General features: G+C 62.6%; 15 protein-coding genes. 8 read left to right on the forward strand and 7 right to left on the reverse strand.

From position 1 onward, the window contains the following. Positions 1 to 25: 25 nt before the first annotated feature. Together SINAC_RS17255 and SINAC_RS17265 are read right to left on the reverse strand one after the other, a co-directional pair. Positions 26 to 2,008 carry a sulfatase gene (locus SINAC_RS17255; RefSeq protein ID WP_015246909.1) on the reverse strand — a complete coding sequence of 661 codons (1,983 nt, stop codon included), beginning with the start codon at positions 2,006 to 2,008 and terminating at the stop codon, positions 26 to 28. A 1,055-nt stretch (positions 2,009 to 3,063) separates the two neighbouring features. Further along, entirely contained in the window at positions 3,064 to 3,747 is a 684-nt protein-coding gene (locus SINAC_RS17265; RefSeq protein ID WP_015246910.1) for a 3-keto-disaccharide hydrolase, read from the reverse strand. Between the two features lie 345 nt (positions 3,748 to 4,092). Between SINAC_RS17265 and SINAC_RS17270 the strand changes: the two genes are divergently transcribed. The 3 genes from SINAC_RS17270 (at position 4,093) to SINAC_RS17280 (ending at position 6,462) form a co-directional block, all read left to right on the forward strand. Beyond that, complete coding sequence (locus SINAC_RS17270) at positions 4,093 to 4,386, forward strand: hypothetical protein (RefSeq protein ID WP_015246911.1); 294 nt, start codon at positions 4,093 to 4,095, stop codon at positions 4,384 to 4,386. Positions 4,387 to 4,466: 80 nt separating this feature from the next. Continuing rightward, positions 4,467 to 5,849 carry a hypothetical protein gene (locus SINAC_RS17275; RefSeq protein ID WP_015246912.1) on the forward strand — a complete coding sequence of 461 codons (1,383 nt, stop codon included), beginning with the start codon at positions 4,467 to 4,469 and terminating at the stop codon, positions 5,847 to 5,849. Positions 5,850 to 5,988: 139 nt separating this feature from the next. Next, positions 5,989 to 6,462: a c-type cytochrome gene (locus SINAC_RS17280; protein WP_015246913.1), complete on the forward strand. Its 474-nt coding sequence runs from the start codon at positions 5,989 to 5,991 to the stop codon at positions 6,460 to 6,462. Between the two features lie 17 nt (positions 6,463 to 6,479). Here SINAC_RS17280 and SINAC_RS17285 read toward each other — a convergent pair whose 3' ends face one another. Next, on the reverse strand, positions 6,480 to 6,917 hold the full coding sequence (locus SINAC_RS17285) for a RidA family protein (RefSeq protein WP_015246914.1): 438 nt from the start codon (positions 6,915 to 6,917) through the stop codon (positions 6,480 to 6,482). 237 nt (positions 6,918 to 7,154) lie between these two features. Between SINAC_RS17285 and SINAC_RS17290 the strand changes: the two genes are divergently transcribed. The 3 genes from SINAC_RS17290 (at position 7,155) to SINAC_RS17300 (ending at position 9,040) form a co-directional block, all read left to right on the forward strand. Further along, positions 7,155 to 7,487 carry an FKBP-type peptidyl-prolyl cis-trans isomerase gene (locus SINAC_RS17290; protein WP_015246915.1) on the forward strand — a complete coding sequence of 111 codons (333 nt, stop codon included), beginning with the start codon at positions 7,155 to 7,157 and terminating at the stop codon, positions 7,485 to 7,487. Positions 7,488 to 7,558: 71 nt separating this feature from the next. Beyond that, complete coding sequence (locus tag SINAC_RS17295; RefSeq protein ID WP_015246916.1) at positions 7,559 to 8,038, forward strand: hypothetical protein; 480 nt, start codon at positions 7,559 to 7,561, stop codon at positions 8,036 to 8,038. A gap of 45 nt (positions 8,039 to 8,083) precedes the next feature. Then, complete coding sequence (locus SINAC_RS17300) at positions 8,084 to 9,040, forward strand: hydroxypyruvate isomerase family protein (RefSeq protein ID WP_015246917.1); 957 nt, start codon at positions 8,084 to 8,086, stop codon at positions 9,038 to 9,040. Positions 9,041 to 9,310: 270 nt separating this feature from the next. On the opposite strand, the gene SINAC_RS17305 is transcribed toward SINAC_RS17300, so the two are convergent. From SINAC_RS17305 to SINAC_RS17315, 3 genes are all read right to left on the reverse strand, one after another. Continuing rightward, on the reverse strand, positions 9,311 to 9,772 hold the full coding sequence (locus SINAC_RS17305) for a hypothetical protein (protein WP_015246918.1): 462 nt from the start codon (positions 9,770 to 9,772) through the stop codon (positions 9,311 to 9,313). Positions 9,773 to 9,910: 138 nt separating this feature from the next. After that, positions 9,911 to 10,393, reverse strand: coding sequence for a hypothetical protein (locus tag SINAC_RS17310; protein ID WP_015246919.1), 483 nt, complete (start codon positions 10,391 to 10,393; stop codon positions 9,911 to 9,913). Between the two features lie 261 nt (positions 10,394 to 10,654). Then, a complete protein-coding gene (locus tag SINAC_RS17315) occupies positions 10,655 to 11,119 on the reverse strand; it encodes a hypothetical protein (protein ID WP_015246920.1) in 465 nt (154 codons plus the stop codon). Between the two features lie 778 nt (positions 11,120 to 11,897). Between SINAC_RS17315 and SINAC_RS39925 the strand changes: the two genes are divergently transcribed. Continuing rightward, positions 11,898 to 12,395 (forward strand): hypothetical protein, encoded by a 498-nt coding sequence (locus SINAC_RS39925; RefSeq protein ID WP_154673669.1) that lies wholly within the window; start codon positions 11,898 to 11,900, stop codon positions 12,393 to 12,395. A gap of 191 nt (positions 12,396 to 12,586) precedes the next feature. Continuing rightward, positions 12,587 to 13,639 carry a DUF1559 family PulG-like putative transporter gene (locus SINAC_RS17325; RefSeq protein WP_015246922.1) on the forward strand — a complete coding sequence of 351 codons (1,053 nt, stop codon included), beginning with the start codon at positions 12,587 to 12,589 and terminating at the stop codon, positions 13,637 to 13,639. 967 nt (positions 13,640 to 14,606) lie between these two features. Here SINAC_RS17325 and SINAC_RS17335 read toward each other — a convergent pair. Further along, positions 14,607 to 17,261 (reverse strand): M16 family metallopeptidase, encoded by a 2,655-nt coding sequence (locus tag SINAC_RS17335; RefSeq protein WP_015246924.1) that lies wholly within the window; start codon positions 17,259 to 17,261, stop codon positions 14,607 to 14,609. Positions 17,262 to 17,955 lie beyond the last annotated feature (694 nt).

The raw sequence follows: 17,955 nt of genomic DNA on the forward strand, positions 1-17,955 counted from the left end.
CCCCAGACTCGATCAGCCACTCGCTCTAATCATCGGACCGTGGCAGATCCTTGGCAACGAGGCCCCGCCATTCGGTCGGACGATTGTCGTTGCGAGTCATCCGATCGAGCGTTGCGCGATAGTCCCCAAGCTTCGCCTGGACGCCCGGCGAGTTCACCAGGTTCCGGGTCTGCAAGGGGTCGGCCACGACGTCGAAGACCTCTTCAACTCCGTCGCCGTTGCGAATGTAGACCTCATTGCCGAACGTGAGGGCTTTCATCGGACCGCGGAACACGGGGGAACGTCCCTGGTTCGGGGCGGCTTTGACCGGCGCATCGACCTCCGAGAGTGATGGCCCTTCCACGGGCCGTGCGGAGGAATCGAGGTAGCGTGTCAGCGACTCTCCCGGGAACGGCGAGGTACTGCCAAAGCTCAGCAGATTTGTGATCGTGACCGGCAGATCACGCAGGCTGACCGGCTCGACGATCGAGCGCCCCGCGTGCGCGCCGTCGGGGAAAATCGCCAACAAAGGGACGTGGATCTCCTGGTCGTAGAGGCTGCTCGCATGACCATACAACTCGTGTTCGCCGAAGTGCTCGCCGTGGTCGGCCGTGACGATCACCAAGGTGTTGTCGAGCCGCCCGCGCTTCTCGAGATCGTCGAAGAGCCGGCCCAGTTGCTCGTCGAGCGAGGCAATGCAGTCGTCGTAGGCGTCGTTGACCAGCTTGATATCGCGTGGGGTCAGCGTCTTTTTATCGAGGATGAACCAACGGTCCAGGGTTGTGAAGTCCTCGGTCGTCTTGGGGGTGACGCCAAAGTGGCGTTTGAATGCCGCCGGAGGCAGATAAGGGTTATGCACATCAAAATAATTTGCAAAGGCGAAGAATGGGCGATCCCCTTGCTGGTCGATCCAGGCGAGCATGTCGCGGTTGATCCGCGCGGCATCCTTGCGAAGGTCGGACTTGCGGCTCTCGCCGAGCGGCCCATGGATGAAGCCGACCGCATGCGAGATGACCCGCTTGCCGATCGCGGTGGAGCAGAGGATTCCCCACGGCGAGAGGTCGTGGTCTTCATAGTGAGCGAAGCCGCGGTTGAGCCCGGTCTCGGCGCCGCAGTAGGTGGTGTTGGCCACGAAGCCGCCTGTGGCGTAGCCGTTGGCGGCGAGGAACTCGGCCAAGGTCGGGTGGGTCCGGTCGAGCGGGCCGTGAAGCCCGGCCGAAATCTCGTGCGGGTAGAGGCCGGTCAGCATCGTGCAGTGCGAAGGGAGCGTCCAGGGAGCGGTCGACCGCGCCTGCTCGAACGTAACCCCTCGGCGGGCGAGCCGCGCGAGGTTCGGCGTCGTGTCACGGTTGTAGCCATACAGACTCAAGCGGTCGGCCCGTACCGTGTCGAGCACGATCAAGAGGACGTTCGGAGCATTCGGGGCGTTCGACGAAACCGGCAGCAGCAGCTCCATCGCCCATCGCTCACGGAGGATGTGCCCGCCCAGCGAAACAGAAACGAGGCCGAACACAACGACGGCCAGCACGGGCAAGCTCCGCCGGACGATCCGGCGAAAGGAACTGAGCTTCGCCTCGAGCCGCACGGCCACATGACAGGCGAGCCCGCAGGCCAGGATCAGACAGGCCCACGAGTAAAGCCTCTGGATCGTGAGCAGCAAGATCAGCAACGCAAGCCCACTGAACAGGCTGGTGGTAAACCGCAAGCCCCATCGCGGGCGGAACCGAAGCACCAGGGCTGCCAGCAAACCGCAGAGGCCGAACATCACGAGAGAGACGGTCGGGATCGTCCAGACGATGTGCCGGTTCATCCGAAAGAAACCGGGCGACGGGTCGCGCAACGGCTTCAGAGCAAGGGTCAGGCCGAGCTCCGCCAGGCCAATGACGAGCCCGTACCAGATCGACATGCCAATCGCAGCCCGAGGACCGAAGGACGCCTCGGGAGCCTGGTCTCCGGCGACAGTCGACCTGTCGACACCAGGTTGCTTGGCCGCGCGGTTTGAGGAACGGGCCATCAGCAGGTCGTCCATCGCTCACCCTTCTTGATCGTGCTTTGACTCAATCCGACCGATATCAGCATGACGACTGACCAAGCTCTCACCCAACTGACGGCTCGCCGCACCAGTCCGTTTGAGAACGGGTGCAAAAGTGAGCATAAAACTCTTCGATGGCGGAAATCGAAAAGGAGGGTCGCTGGATGGAGCCGGGAAAATCCAAACGCTCAGCAGGTCAGACGGCAGAGGAAGTCGATTCGTGCCAAGCCTCGATCGTCATGGACCGAGCCACCACAAAGTCGACTCATATCGGTGGGATCAGGTCGGCTGGTCAGCCCCAATCCCGGGGCCCCAAGATGCCGAAGAACGGTTGAACCTTTAAGCAAGATCCGACACATCTCCATCGAGGCCGACTCGCAGACATCGTCGAGGGTTGGTTCGCCCGCGTCGTCGCTCGTGACCGTAAGACCAAAGTCGGACGAGTCTGACTCTTGAGCAACGAGATCGCATCCCCTTGAACCGCCAGGCTTCACCGCACCGTCCGGTTCGGCCGGGACAAGGCAGGGGATCAGGAAGAGCCTGAGGGAGGAGAGGTCATGACAGTCAGGTGTGATTCCCTGAACCATCAACGCCAACAACAGGACGTGGAGCGAGGTTGATCGCGATCTCCGTCCTTGGGCCACGCCCCCTCCCTCATCATTTCCTTTTGATTTCCAACAGCGGGCATCCTTGATACCACCCAGGCAGGCGGCATTATTGACAAATGCCTGCCGCAGGGGTAGGCCAATTCACCACCGAGGACTCGTTAAGTTCTGTGAACCTCGTCACTCGATCCAAGGGTGGCGGATCGTCCTCCGCAACCCCTCATTTGGCCGGCCCCAGCTCGACGACAGGGCAGACTCTGCTCAGGTCTCTCGCAAACCAACCGCCACGGTAATGATGGGACCATCACCATGCTTGGCCGAGGGGAACCAATCATTGACTCGCCGGCAAGCTCGGATGCAAACAACATCATTGCAACAATCAAACAAAGCAAAAGCAAAGTTGGTGGGCACAGCCCACCGTGAAAAAGACGTAGGGAAAGCAGGCCCTCACCGAGAGGGACTGGTCGGTTCGTCCAGAGGCCGAACACTGACTTCCCGAAAATAGACGTGGGTTCCTTTGGCCGTATCATCATGGTTCTGGAGGCCGAAGTACCCGGATTCAGGGCGCGGACCACGTTCGGGCTCGTAGTCCTTCTTCCGCTCGGGAATCGTCGCGGTTTCCGGGTTGAAGTCCTGCACCTGCACGCCATTGACGGTCACGATCACTCGCTGGCCTCGTAGCGTGATTTCCATGGTGTTCCACTCACCAACCGTTGAGGGGCTAGCCGTCGCCTTGGAGAGCGAGTAAACCGCCCCCGTGCGGTGGAATTCATCGGCCCCGTCACAAATCTGCACCTCATAGCCATGGTGAACGGGATACCAGACGTCATTGGGCTTGTCGGCGATTCGAATGAATACGCCCGAGTTCGACACCTTGCTCGTGGTCTTGTAAACAACTCGAATCGTGCAATTGCCCAGCTTCTCCGGCGTGTACCAGAGCAGCCCCATGCCCCCCTCGGTGCGGAGCAGGCCGTCCTCGAGCCGCAGCGCGCCGGGGCCAAGGTGTTCCCAACCAGTGAGGCTCTTGCCATCAAACAGGGGACGCCAGGCCACCGGCTCGACGCCTTGGGAGGGAACCGGCAGAGCAAGCAAGCAGAGCGAGAGCACAGCAACAATCGACGCAGTTCTCATGGCAACATCATCTCTCGGGGACGAACCGATGACAGATCCAAGGGACCGACGATTGTAACATGTCGAGGCCGCCCCCCCCAGACGGAGAATCGGCACGACGCAATCCGGTTTTCACAACGAGGTTCAATTTTTCGGGCCTAGACTGTGTGCAAGGTCGCATTGCAAGAATATCGCGGGACGTCTGTCCTTCATACGATATAAAATAAAGAGAAGTGGAGAGGCTGACGTCCCGATGGGCGAACTCGAGGAGACAGCAAAGGGGAGCGGCCCCTTTCGAATTCGATGCAATGATCCTGCGCCGCGGCGGTTTGCTTGAACATGAACCCGGCGAATCCGGAGCCACTCATGGCCTTCCCCGAACGCTTCCAGTTCGGATTCGCCTACCATCGGGTCGGGATGACCGGCCTATGGAAGCCGAGCGGCTCGACACTCAGGCGCGTCGGCCCCGATCACATCTGGACGGGCCCCGAGGTCATCCTCACGCTCAGGACCGATCGGATCATCTGGATCGACGTTCTGGCCGAAGAGCAGGCGGGCCAGGACATCGACAGCCTCGCGCAGATCTGCGAGGACATGGCCAACGCCGAGTTCCGCCGGCTCTTTCCCGACGTCGAACTGGCCCCACCGCCAAGCTTCTGAGGATTGCTGATCGGCGGCCGATCAGGGATGATGTCAACAAGCAAATGACAATCGTCCCAGGCTGACGAGTCCAAATCCAAATGAGCACCGACGGATTGTCCTCTTCCGACATGACGAGCCGGCGGCCCAGGTCCCGGCCGGACTACTGGCCCGTACGGTTGCGGATCCTCCGACGGCTGGCGGTCCTCTTCCTGGTCGGGTTGCTCCTGGCGACCTTCGGCGTCGGCCTCTACCGGGCAATCCGCATGCTTGGACTGCCCGATGTGGGCGACCCGTTCGGGCCGCCGGCTCCACCGCAACGCACCTCGACGGTTGGCCCGAATCACGTCGACACTCTCTACCAGCAGGCGATCGGCACTCTCAAGCCGTTGAACACGATCAGCGATCGGGGAGTCACGAAACTCAACCTGCTCCTGACCTGGGCGCAGGCCAACCCGGCCTTGCGACAGTGGGTCCAGGATAACGACTCGACTTCGGAATTCTTCCGACAGGCCGCCGAGCTTCCCGGCGCAAGCGGCGAACCCGGCCCGACGAGCGGAAGCGGACCGCTCTCAAAGGCGGGTTCGCCCTTCCACGAGTTGGTCTGGCTGGCGCTGCTGAGTGGTTCGAGGCAAGCGGAGGCGAAGGACATGGCGGCCGCCTGGCGATGGTATCGCGCGGCCCTCGCTTCAACTTACGCCTGGAGACACGATCATCAAGAGTACGGACGCTTCCTTGCCCAAGAAGCACGCGGGTCAATCGCCATCCTGATCAACGCCTGGGCCGAGGATCCCGCAGTCACCCCCGCCATGCTCCGGCAGGCCCTCGACGAGGTCATCCCACTCCAGAAGCGAATCCCAACGGACGTGTCCACGCTCCGGGACGGTTATCACCGCCTGATCCTCGAGATTGACAACGGCTTGTGGAGTACCCCCCAGGACGCTCCCTGGACTGCCGGGGTCGCCGGCTACGAACTCCCCATGAACCTCACGGGGACGCTGTGGGCATGCCGACGATTTCTCGACGATGAGCCCGAGCGAAGTCGACGCGTGATCCGCCTGGCGTTCGCCAACTGGCAGGCCCGGTTTGCTCTGCCTGCCCAGCTCCGGCCAAAGCCATCCATCAAGGCGAGCGCCCAGCGCCGCCAGAGCACATCGTCCGTCGTGTTCTTCATGGCCGGGCCGAACGCCCCAGAGAGCGCGCGACGAATGTCGCCGCGTCGTTTGGCCGCCTGGTTCGAGACGACCGACGACGCCAGATTCCCGCTTGCCGAGTTCTGGTGGATGTTCCAAAGCACCCGCCTCCGCGAGCAAGCCGGACACGCCGCACTTCTGATCCACCTGGCCGAGCAACTCTATCTGCGCGAGCACGGCAAGCTCCCACCAAATCCGGAAGTGCTGATCGGCCCTTACCTCAAGAGTCTCCCCGACGACGGCTCGTCCGAACGCGACGATGGCACGATCCCAACCCTCCACGACTCATGAGATGTCGCGGCCCCCTTCCATGATTTGGTAGGGTCGTGGTGTCGACAACTCCGCGTCTGCGCATTGATTCCCGCCTCGCGCGAGCGTCCTCCGTCGGCGGAGACGCTCACTCTTGGCTTTCGGCCCGAAGGATTTCCCAGTGTCCACCGACGAGACCACGGCGCCCCAGCCCCCCTTGGGGATCGACCCCGACGCCTCGCGACGGATCTTCTTCGCGATGCTGGCCCTGCTCGGAGGCGCGGCCTTGACCTACAACTTGCTCAAAAAACCGGCGGGGCCCCCTCCAAAAGCGATTGCCGGCGACCCGCTCCTGGTCCAGGGACGGACGATCTACCTGGCCCGTTGCATTGGCTGCCACGGCGAAACGGGACGCGGGAACGGCCCGACCGCCCTGAGCCTGATCGGGCCACCGGTCGGCGACCTCTCCGACGCAACCTGGAAGCACGGCGACCGCCCCGACCAGGTCCAGAAGGTCATTGCGCAAGGCGTGCCCCAAACGGCGATGCCCGCCTGGGGCGGCGTCCTCGACGACGCCGAGATCCGGGCAATCTCAGCGTACGTCTATTACCTGGCGGGAAGAAAGGTCCCGGAGGAACTCCGCCCCCCGGGATGAGGCCTCGTTTCAGTCGGTTAGCGAGGCGGCGCCTCTTCGGGACTGAGGTGCGCGTCGGCTTCGATCTCGACGACTGCCGCGTCGTCGATCAACCGGGCGACCTGGACCATCGTCGTCGCCGGGCGGATGTGGGCGAAGACCTCGCCATGAGCCTGGCCGACCTCTTCCCACTTGGAGATGTCCGTGACGTAGATTCGGGTCCGGACCACGTCGCCGACACTGCCGCCGAGGGCCTCGATCGCGGCGATGATGATCTCGAGCGCTCGCTTCGCCTGCCCCTTCATCGTCGGTGCGAACGTGCCGTCAGCCTCGACCCCGACCGTCCCGGTGACCTGGATCGTGCGACCTACTCGGACGGCGCGGGAGTAGCCAATCACAGGCTCCCAGGCCGACCCCGTCGAGGCATACAGACGGCCGTCGCGCTCGGTTACGGTTACTTTCACCGATTTCGTCATGGCTGGCTCACTCGTCGAAGTTCATGAGGCATCGAAAGTCGCTCGCGCCCAAAGCAGAGCACCGCCACCAAGCGTAGCTTGGACCCGGAGCCGCCGCAATCGCAAGCGACTCCCGAGCCGCCGTTGGTTGTCGAGATCGGTCGCGGGAGTTAACATAAGCCCGGGCCGGCATTTCGGAGGAATCTCGGCTCGACAGCGCAATTCGCTTCTCTCCAACTCAACGGAAAGGCATCCCCAATGGCCGACTTCAAGACAGAGATCAAAGACGTGAAAGCCGGTACCGGGCCGGAAGCGAAAGCGGGCGACACCGTCACCGTCCACTACACGGGCACGCTGACCAACGGCACGAAGTTCGACAGCTCGCGCGACCGCAACCAGCCCTTCTCGTTCACGCTGGGCCAAGGGCGCGTGATCAAAGGGTGGGACGTCGGCGTGGCCGGAATGCAGGTCGGCGGCCAGCGTGAGTTGACGATTCCCCCCGAAGAAGGGTACGGCTCGAGCGGAGCAGGGGCGGTCATCCCCCCCAACTCCACGCTCAAGTTCGACGTCGAGATGCTCAAGATCGGCTGAGAAGCAGACCCAGGCCCGTTCGACCGCCAGTCATTCATTCACCCGAGTTACCCCAGGACGGATCGATCGCGATGACGATGACTCACCTCCCCAGCGACGAGGTCAGGCAGAACGTCGCCACGCTCCGGCTCGACCTGGAAGGTCGGGCGGCCGGATACTGGTGGCTAGCGGGCGATTGGCTGGAACAGGTTGCCTTCACGGCTAGCCCCGCACTCCCCGAGGACGTGGCGCAACGCTTTGCCGAAGCCACCCGGTCAGTCCCAACCTCCAAGACCGACCTCGGGATTGTCCGGGCGGCCTTGACTCATGCGCCGGCCATCTCGCGAGTCGACAAGCTTCCTGCCGACGCGGGGTCGGGCTACTGGCTTCGCGCCTTCGGAGCAACCCGCTCGGTGGCTGTCCCCCTTCACGACCTCAAGGGGAAGGTCCGAGCGGTCGTCGCGATCGCGATTGCTGATACCGACCTCGAAGACGATGCCGTGGCCGAGCGCATCCTCACGGCCGTGCGCAAGTGGGCTCCGTGGCCGCCGCTCTCGTCTGATCGAATCTGATTCCAAACTCTCCCACAATCCATTACCCATGGAACGCAAAGAGCCATGAATCCAGAGAATCAGGGCCAAGCGGGACACGATCGTTCCAGTCGCCGCCAGTTGCTGGAAGGGGCCGCCCTGCTGGGCCTCACCAGCCTCGGCGGAGCCGCCTCAGTCTCCGTTTCCGCAGGCGCGGCCGAGACCAAGCCGGGGCAGGCTGGCGCGCGGATCACCAAGGGACGGATCAAGCAGTCGATCGTCCACTGGTGCTTCGAAAAGTACTGGGACGTTGAGGCGATGATCGGGATTGCCAAGCAGCTCGGCTGCGGCAGCATCGAGCTGATCGCCCCCCAGCATTTCCCCTTGCTGAAGAAGCACGGCCTGGACTGTGCCATCGCATCGGTCGACATGGGTGCCGAGCCGCCGTTCGTCAAGGGATTCAACAATCCGAAGTACCGCGAGCAGGTGTTCAAGGCCACCAAGGACTCGATCGACGCCTGCGCTGCGCACGGGTTCAAGAACGTGATCTCGTTCACCGGAATGGCCAAGGGGATCCCCGACGACGTCGGGGCCGCCAACTGCGTTGAGGGTTTCAAGCAAATCATCGGCTACGCCGAGAAGCATCAGGTGACGCTCTGCCTCGAGATGCTCAACACGCGCGACACCTCGCACCCGATGAAGGGGCACCCCGGCTACCAGGGGAACCACACCGACTATTGCATCGACATCATCAAACGCGTCGGCTCGCCCAACCTGAAGCTTCTCTTCGACATCTATCACGTGCAGATCATGGATGGCGACGTCATCCGCCGGATCCGCCAGCACAAGGATTATCTCGGCCACATCCACACCGCGGGCAACCCCGGTCGCGGTGAACTCGACGACGCGCAAGAGATCGCCTTCAAGCCGATCATGGAGGCCCTCCTGGAGGTCGGCTACCAGGGCTACGTCGGCCAGGAGTTCATCCCGGTGCGCGACCCGCTCGCGGGCCTCGAGCAAGCGGTGGCGCTCTGCGACGTCTGAAACCCAAAGCGGACCCGCCAATCGCAGACCGGCCAGCGGAATCCGACCCGGTGAAAGTCCAGCAAGCGGAACACCGAGGGGCTTCCATTCTCAAACGGGCAGGCTATCGACGGCCGACACACAAGGCTGAGCAATCCGGGTGGCACAGGTTCGTGCCACCCGGAAGCAAGCCCTACTTGGCGACGATTGTCCTTGACAATCCTCGTTGTGGGGCCAATTCAACGGCGCACGCCACGTGCGTGAAAGGGTCGAGAGCAGCGTTCCCTGGCATTAACCCTGGTGCGCGTGTCCGCCCATGGCCTTGACCATCGCCCGGCAGGTCGTCTCGCAGTTGCGGCAAGCCTTGGCACAGGCTTTCATCTCGGCCGAGTCAAACTTGTCGCACTCCTTCGCACACGCGTTGCACGCCTCGGCACACGCGGCACAGGCATAGGTCATGAGCGGGCTCTGATTGGCAATAAGGCTGGCCGAGAGACCGCAGAACTTTGCACAGTCGGCGACCAGGCGCAGCGCCTTGGCATGCTCCTTCCTGCCTTGAGCCACCTGTTCATAGCAGTGGTGAAAGGTCTCATTACAGATACGTTCACAACTCTCGCACGCCTGCAAGCAGTTTTCGTGAGCACGATCGCGCGGTGCGGAGTGCTCCTGATCAGCTCTGGCCCCGGTCTCGGCCAGGGCAACAAGTCCGGTGGCCGTCGCTCCAAGAGTCGTGAGAATTTCTCGACGGTTCATGACGGTAACGCACCTCAGCGCGTAGAATGGAGTGGGGAGCGGCCTCGCCCAGTGCGAGGCCACTCTCGATTGTTGTCTTTCCTTCGGGCAAGACGGCGGCCGCCTTCCGCTGGTACCGGGGGGCGGCCGCGCCGGAGGTTAGCGGGCAGCCGCAGTCGCGACCTTCTTGCTCTTGATCGAGCAGCAGGCTTTGCCGGTCTTCTCAACCTTCACCTTGGCCGTCGCCGTGCAGCAAGCGGCGTCACTGCAGCAGTCGCACGCCTGGTCCGTCTTGGACTTATCATCGCAGGTGCATGCCTCGCAGACGCAAGCAGACCCGCAGCAAGCCGCGCAAGCCGACTTGACCTTGGCCGAGTCGTTGGACTTGTCAGTCGTCTCAACCTTGGCCTTGTCCGTCGTCGCGGACTCGGCCACGCAGCAAGCAGCGCCACCGCAGCAGTCGCACGGTTGGCCCGCCTTGGCGTTGGCGTCACAGGTGCACGCTTCACAGACACAAGCAGACCCACAGCAAGCGCAGGCCGACTTGGCATTGGTCTTCGTATCCGCAGCAGTGGCCGAGGTCCCCGTGAATGCAGCCAGGGCCAGAGCAGCCACCATCCCGATCAATCCACGACGGTTCATCTTTCATCTCCTCGTTTTCTTCGCCTTGAATTGCGGCCCGCCCAGCGCGGACCGCTCCCGTTCCCCGTTTCCAGGGAGGGGGAGGACGTCCCACCTCAAAAACAGCCGATTGAGGTAGGCCGTCGTCCTCATCCCCGGTGTCGAAGCTCAAGGCTCGCTGGCGGCAGAGCATCGCAGACCCGGCCCATCCAGGACGGACAGGGGGCGCGGACATACTCTCGCTCATCAGCAAAGCCAAAAGGCCACGCCAAAGGGGAGGCGTTAAAACAGGAGGCGTTCGTTGCGGAGATAGAGCGGGGTCTTCGGCGGGTTTTGAGTCGCCGGGACCTGCAAGGCGAGCTTGATCCGTGTGGTCGAATCGTCACCAAAATACACGCAAGCCAAGCCTGAGCTCAGCTCGGTGCGACCCTCGGCAGTCGTTTGCGAGGGCTTAGGAGTGGGAGCAACCGGCTCCTGCGACCGGCAAGAGCAAGCGCCTCCGGGAGAGGTCTCGCAGCCAGCCGGAACCGCCGGGGCCATCGCCGTAGATCTCGCCGACTCGACGTCGGTCTCAGTCCCCAGAGCGCCATTCGTCTTGGGTGTGCAGCACCCGCAGACCGTGTCACATGCCCGATCGCCCCGCGCCATCGTCGAACAGGCCGAGGCGTCGCCCGCCGCCAACGACGCGCCGAAGATTGTCGCGAGGACAATCAGCGAGCGACGGAGATTGCGGAGCGTTATGGACATACTTGATCTTTCGACTTTGGAGTCGGCAAGGTGCCGACGGCCGATCTCAATCCGTACTCTTGCAGTCTATGCAGACCGACGCTTCAAGGCAAGGTGAGCTGAAGCATGATCCGGCAAAAGCCTTTTGCCCGTCTTCTTGCAATGCGTCTCACGAGATCATCTCGATGCTGCTTGCTACGTTCGCCCTGCCAGGAAGGTTCGCGCAAAAATTCGGTCTGCCTTTTTCTTTTCGAATTCACCGGGGAGGGGTCCCAACCCCTTGCACTACAACCGCGATTCGGCAAACACAACGATTGAGAGCCAGAAAGCCATCACGCATCCCGCAATTCCTCAAAGAACGAGCGCCAGCCCCATGCGTTTGACAGACACAAATTTAGTAATTTTAGATTTTTATATTATTTTTATTAAAATAATTTTATATTTACAAACAAACAGCCGTCAGTCCAGAATAACTTCGCAGGCATTTCTGTTTTGCCTTTCGACAACCTCAACAATTTACTTTTTTGAATCGCAAAAGAACACGCATTACAAAGTCCTGGCCTCGCTTTTGTCACGAAACGGCCATGAAATCATTGATGGAAATTTTTAAGTCACAGCAGGGAAGGGGGCGCAGACCGGGATTCCGCATAGTCTCATTTTCGTTGGCTGGGTCAAACGCACTCGACACCTTGCACAGACGGAATCCAACAGCTTGACAACGCATGTCTTGGAATCAATGATAGGGCCTTGATTCCGTAGTCGCCCCTCCCTGTTTTTTTTGCGACGGAAGGCCGTTCGCGTGAGATCCTGCCCCCGACACTCCTGGACCGGCGAGAGGGCGCGGTGGCTGCTGGCCGCGACCTTGCTCGTGATCGGTCTCGGCGAGGGGGGCAAGGAGGCAGCGGCGGCCTCGCTCCAGGCCACAGTGGGTGCTACGGCGGAATCTGACGCGCACAATTGCAAATGCGGCGATCGTTGCCGAGGCCACTCGTGCTGCTGCAAGCCTCGAAAATCGAAGGCAACTCCGCCGACTCCGCCTATTGCCGCCCCAACGGCAGCGGAGCCCTTGGCGGATACGACACCCTGCCTCAATGCCGCCCCTTGCGGTGAGTCGGGACTTCCCAACGTCCCTTCCGGCGACCCGACCCGTTTCTGCAAATCCGCCACGCTCATGGACTTCGGGCAACCCATGCCCGTCGCGATCGATTCGCTCACCTCTCCCTCCTCCCGGTGCGTCCTCCCGCCCCGGCGGGCCTCCCGCCTCGAAAAGCCGCCGAGACCGCTTGCCTTCGTCTGATTTCTCGATCGGGCGATCGCTCTCAATGCTTCCGCATATATAGGCCCGTGCGTGCACGACCGGTGCGCCCGGAGCCTGGGTAATGTCTTTGCGTGCACACATCCTGATCCACGTGTTCCTCGCCCTTCCAGGTCGTTGGCTTCACGTCGGTCCACGTACCGAGCGCCCCCACCGGGAGTTCTTTCGAAATCATGCGTCGCCGTCATGGATTCACTCTGATCGAGTTGCTGGTGGTGATCGCGATCATCGCCGTGCTGATCGCGCTGCTTTTGCCCGCCGTTCAGGCCGCTCGCGAGGCCGCGCGACGTGCCCAGTGCACCAATAACCTGAAGCAACTGGGCATCGCCATGCACAACTATCATTCCTCGACCAACGGTTTCCCCGTGGGGTTTCTGTACCCCCAGAATACGACGGGCTTACCCGCCCCGGCCCTTCACTATCGTTGGTCGGTCCTGGCTCAGTTGTCCCCTTACCTCGAGCAAACGAACATCTACAATGCTTTGAACATGAATTTTCCGCTCGCGGCCGGCCCGACGGGGATCTACGGAGTTGGCGCATGGACGCCGTTCCTCGAGAACACGACGGTCATGATGACGAAGGTCAACTTCTTTCTCTGTCCCAGTGACGCCGCACAGCCACCGACCACCCTGGCCGGAGGCGGGACTTCGGGGCCAAGCAACTACCAGTTCTGCACCGGGGACGGCTCACCGTTAAGTGCCAACCCGGGCGACGCCGGGGTCACAGTGCCCGCCAACGGCGCGTTCATCCTCGGCCCGCCTCAATCGATCGCCACCATCACCGACGGTTCGAGCGGCACTGTCGCCGCCTCCGAGCAGCTCATCGGCTCAGCAGCCGGAGGCGCTTCGACGCAGAGCGGAGCAACCCCAAGGCCGCCCGACGTCCGCAGAGCCGCAGCCATTGGCTCGACACCCCTCTCCGACGCAGCGTGCGCCAATCCGACGGGCTGGCGGCTCGACAAGGGATTCGGCTGGTATGACGGCGACTACCGCACCACCCTCTACAACCACTACCTCGCGCCGAATTCCAAACTCTACGACTGCTGGCAGGCGAGCCCGCCGCACAATCCCGCCTGGAAGGGAGCACGGAGCAACCACTCCGGCGGCGTGAACACCTTGTTCTGCGACGGCCACGTCCAATTTGCCAAAGACTCGATCAACCTCGCCACGTGGCGAGGCCTGAGCACACGCAACGGTGGCGAGGTCGTCTCGGCCGACGCGTTCTGATCCAGGCGGCCGATCAGTCCTCGTCGCAAAATCACCGCGCAACGTTCCCCGCAGCGGAACGAGCCCGACCAGACCGGATCAGGCGGTAAGTGCCGGGTCGGGCAGCCTTTGTCGTCGGTCTTCAACCCCGCCAGCCGGGGCGGGCGATCTCCATTCGCCCGGCCCTGGCATTGCCCCCACTCAGGGCGTTCTTCGCTTCACCAGGGCTCCCGGACGCAGGCGAGGGCCCCTCGGTAATTCGAAACCGGCCTGCCCGCTTCCCGGCTCAAGCTCATAGCCGGCTCCACGCAATCAGTTCCGAATCTGGTTGAAAAAAGCGGAGCCATGAACCAGAGCGGCTGTTGCGAAAAACGTCATATAAAAGAGAATTCCAAGGAGCAAGAGATAACCGATCGCAAGAGCGGCACCTCGCAAACGCCTAGTCCAGACAAGATACATCGGGGCCGAAATCCCCCAGAAGAGAAACATCAACCACTGAAACGAAAGGAGGATCGGCTTGCCGACAACCCTGGAGTCGGCGATGCAGCAATGGGTGACCACAAACGCGGTTAACAATGTGAGCGCGAGCCGAACCCCCTCCGATTGCCAGGTCAACGCGCTATGCAAGCCCCAAAGGATGCTCACGAGAAATAGCAATATGAGCATGTGCGTCCGAATTCGACGGTGCGCAAGCTCGATCATGAAGGGACGCCTCCTTCCCGCCATGGAACCGGAAGGGCTGCCGGTGAGCGTTTGATGATTTTGCGAGAACATTCCCGAATGCCTGGGAGCGCGGGGGTCGCGGCCTCAATGAACAAGCGAGGGATACCCGCGATCCCAAGGGCTGAAATCAAAGACAGCGGCAACTTTGCTGGCGGCTCCAAAGATGCCCGCCGAATCCAGAAATCTTCATAACGATCATACCGTTGCGTACGAGCACGCCAAGGGTGAATTCGCGGGAATGCTCAATTCGAACTCGGGGCATTGATCAGCCGGCGTCAACCTCAACCTCACACCAACCGAGGTCACGAAGCGGCCCGAGCACGACCGAGGCGTCGGCGACCACGACGGCCGCCAGGGCGTTCGGATCGATCTGACGGCGGGCGGTGGCGGCCAAGGAGTCGACGGTCACCGCTCCCAGACGCTCGGCGAACTGGGCATGGTGGTCGGCGGGGAGTCCGTGAATGAACAGGCCCGCGTAGCGCGAGACCAGGGCCGCGGGGGTCTCGAACTGGCGAGCCTGCCCCTCGATCAAGGCGCGGCGGGCGTCGTCGAGTTCCGTGGCGGTCGGCGGCCGGTCGCCCACCAGGGCCTCGATCTCAGCGCGGAGGTCGACCAGGGCCTCGGCGAGCCGGTCGGTCTGGAGGCTGGCGCCGACAAAAAACGGGCCCGCGCTGCGCCGGCAGTCGAAGTGACTGCGGACGCCGTAGGTGAACCCTTTCTCCTCGCGGAGCTTGGCGTTCAGGCGCGACGTGAACTGGCCCCCCAGAATCTGGTTCAGGACGAGCACGTCGGTAAAGTCGGGATCGAGACGGGGCAAGCCCACATGGCCGACCCGGACGACCGCCTGAGGCGCTCCGGGCTTATCGAGCAGGAGGATCCGCGGCTTCTGACCTCGCGCAGGGGAAGCGAGGGTAAGGGGGGACACTTCCGGGCCTGACCAACCGGACAGGCGATCGTCGAGCGCCCGGGCGACTTCGGCGGGATCGACGTCACCGGCCACGATGCAGGCTGCTCGGTTCGGGCCGTGGAATTGCTCGTGGAACCTGCGGACGTCGTCGCGGGTCAGTCGGGCGACGATGGCTTCCTCACCGTCGATCGGCAGTCGGTAGGCGTGGTCAGGCGGGTAGAGGGCCCGGAGCAAGCCCCGGTGCGCGCGGGCCTCGGCGCTGTCGCGCTCGGCCTTGAGCCCGGCCAGGGTCTGGCCGTGAATTCGCGTCCACTCCGACTCCGGGAAGGTCGGGTTCCGCAAGACGTCCACCGCCAGGTCGAGGCTGGTGAGCCAGTGCGGGGTCAGGCTCTGAAATCCGACGTAGGCTCCGTCCCAACCGCAACTGGTCGAGAGGCTCGTCCCCATCTCCTCGGCCGCGCGGGCCAGGTCGATCGAGGAGCGTGAGGTGGTCCCCTCGTCCATCATCGCGGTCGTGAGCTCGGCCAGGCCGGCGGAGTCGGGCGGGTGCATCCCCGCGCCTCCCCCCAGGGCGATGGTCGCGGCGACGATCGGCAGGTCGCGCCGGGGGATCACCCAGAGCGGCAAGCCGCAGCGGAGCACCGTCATCTCGGGGCGCGGGGCCCGGAAGGGAACCGCCGCCGCGCTGACCGGCTTGAGGGAACGGTCCAAGGGGGGGACAGTCGTCGTCTCCTTCTTGCCGAGAACCGTGAGCCGGACCGTGGGGCGGTCGACCAGGTGCCGCCGCGCAACGCTCACGATCGCCTCGGCCGTCGTGGCCTGGAATCGTTCCAGGTCGGCGGCCATCCACCCTGGGTCGTTGCGATAGATGTTGTAGGCGTTGAGCCGGTCAGCCACGCCGCCGAAGCCACCGATGTTGTCCATCGCGTAAACGTAGCCGGCCAGCCGCCCGTTCTTGACCCGCTCGAGCTCACCCGCTTCGAGGCCATATTCAGCGAGGTGGGTGAGTTCGGCGTGGAACAAGGCACGCGCCTTCTCCCACGACTCCCCGGGGCGGAGCGTGACGACCGCGCCAAACGATCCGGCGAGCTCGCGGCTCGACTGATAGGCCGTCACGTCCTGGGCTAAGCCGGTTTCGACCACCAGCTTGCGGTACAAACGGCTCGACTTGCCGCGCGACAAGATATCCGCCAAAAGGACGAGTGGAGCGTCATCCCCCTCGAAGTGGGCGACGGTCGGCCAGACTTCGTAATACCGGTCGAGCTCAACGCGTTCGTAGAGGAGAATCTCCTCACTCCGAGTCAACTCCACGGGGGGTGTCCAGGGCCTCAACGCCTTCGTTCCGCCGGGGAGAGGGCCGAAGTAGCGTTCGGCCAGTGTCCGAGCCCGATCCTCATCGAGGTCGCCCACCAGGCAGAGGCTGGCGTTGCTCGGCACATAGAAGCGGTGGAAGAAGGCCTCAACATCCTCGCGGGTGGCGGCCTCGACTTCTTCCATCACACCGATGGTCATCCAGCTATAAGGATGCCCAGGAGGATAGAGGGCCTCGGCCAAAATCCGCCAAACCATGCCGTAGGGGCGGTTCGCGTAATTCTGACGATACTCGTTCTTGACGACGTCCTTCTGAACGCGGAGCTTCTCCTCGGTTAACGCCGGGATCAAGTTGCCCATCCGGTCCGACTCCATCGCCAGGGCGAGCTCGAGGTGAGCGGCCGGGAGGTCGACGAAGTAATTCGTCCGATCGGTCGAGGTCGAGCCGTTGATGCTCGCCCCCAGGCGCTGGAGCGGCTTGAAGAAGTCGCCGGGATAGTGCTCGGACCCTTCGAACATCAGGTGTTCGAACAGGTGCGCAAATCCGCGCTGACGCCGTTCCTCGTTCTTGGAACCGACGTGATACCAGAGGTTCGCGGCCACCAAGGGTAACGGGCCCTGGCGTCGCACAATCACATCGAGGCCGTTGGCCAGCGTAAACTTGGTGAACCCAAGTTCCGGGAGACGAAGGGTGGAAGTCATGAGGTGGGGCGCGTCCCGAGAAGAAGTTCCGTCAGGTCGGACGTGCCCGGTCTGCGTAACCCGCCACGCCGAGAGAGTTTCCACACAATCGATTCGAGGCGGACGCGAGGCGCCCTCGAAATGGCAAAGGCCCGTGGCGCGCGGGCGAGGTTCCCGCCGCGCGTGCCGTGCTGGCCTGCCAAATAATTCGTGCCGGTTGCCGAAATCCCTCCTTTTGGGAAATTGATTCCGATTTCTCCGGTCACAAACCCACGATACCCGAAGTAATGACTCATGACTATCCGGTGGAAGATGCCCGATACCGCGCAACGAAACGGGCCCCCCGCCTGTCTCCGATTCGTTGCCCGTTAGTCATTGGCAATCGATTTTCAAGAATCCACCACTGTTGGCAACCCCTCTCGCAGTCATTGACACCGTCAGGTAAGATTGTTTCGATTGACGGGTCTGACGGTTTTTCTCTTTGCGACATTCGTGCGAGCGTTACAATGCCCCATGCGGCGGGAGACGACACCACGAACCGAAGAGGAAAGAAAAACCGCTTCGGATGCCGTTAGCCGGTAGGTCGATCACTCTGGATCTCGCATTTTCTGGCTTGAGTCCTCGGTATTGCTTATGGCTTTCTCAAGATGCGAGTCCTGCTTCCTCACATTGACCTAAGGTTAGGTCGGGTGTGGTCTCCAAGGTCGCAGGCGTA

The sequence above is a fragment of the Singulisphaera acidiphila DSM 18658 genome (assembly GCF_000242455.2).
GTDB classification, from domain to species: Bacteria; Planctomycetota; Planctomycetia; order Isosphaerales; family Isosphaeraceae; genus Singulisphaera; species Singulisphaera acidiphila.

Excerpts from the sequence above, each read along its gene's own strand:
- SINAC_RS17335 (WP_015246924.1), bottom strand. The coding sequence starts at position 17,261 with ATGACTTCCACCCTTCGTCTCCCGGAACTTGGGTTCACCAAGTTTACG.
- SINAC_RS17305 (WP_015246918.1), bottom strand. The coding sequence starts at position 9,772 with ATGAACCGTCGAGAAATTCTCACGACTCTTGGAGCGACGGCCACCGGA.
- SINAC_RS17290 (WP_015246915.1), top strand. The coding sequence starts at position 7,155 with ATGGCCGACTTCAAGACAGAGATCAAAGACGTGAAAGCCGGTACCGGG.
- SINAC_RS17275 (WP_015246912.1), top strand. The coding sequence starts at position 4,467 with ATGAGCACCGACGGATTGTCCTCTTCCGACATGACGAGCCGGCGGCCC.
- SINAC_RS17300 (WP_015246917.1), top strand. The coding sequence starts at position 8,084 with ATGAATCCAGAGAATCAGGGCCAAGCGGGACACGATCGTTCCAGTCGC.
- SINAC_RS17255 (WP_015246909.1), bottom strand. The coding sequence starts at position 2,008 with ATGGACGACCTGCTGATGGCCCGTTCCTCAAACCGCGCGGCCAAGCAA.
- SINAC_RS17285 (WP_015246914.1), bottom strand. The coding sequence starts at position 6,917 with ATGACGAAATCGGTGAAAGTAACCGTAACCGAGCGCGACGGCCGTCTG.
- SINAC_RS17310 (WP_015246919.1), bottom strand. The coding sequence starts at position 10,393 with ATGAACCGTCGTGGATTGATCGGGATGGTGGCTGCTCTGGCCCTGGCT.
- SINAC_RS17270 (WP_015246911.1), top strand. The coding sequence starts at position 4,093 with ATGGCCTTCCCCGAACGCTTCCAGTTCGGATTCGCCTACCATCGGGTC.
- SINAC_RS17295 (WP_015246916.1), top strand. The coding sequence starts at position 7,559 with ATGACGATGACTCACCTCCCCAGCGACGAGGTCAGGCAGAACGTCGCC.
- SINAC_RS17315 (WP_015246920.1), bottom strand. The coding sequence starts at position 11,119 with ATGTCCATAACGCTCCGCAATCTCCGTCGCTCGCTGATTGTCCTCGCG.
- SINAC_RS17265 (WP_015246910.1), bottom strand. The coding sequence starts at position 3,747 with ATGAGAACTGCGTCGATTGTTGCTGTGCTCTCGCTCTGCTTGCTTGCT.
- SINAC_RS17325 (WP_015246922.1), top strand. The coding sequence starts at position 12,587 with ATGCGTCGCCGTCATGGATTCACTCTGATCGAGTTGCTGGTGGTGATC.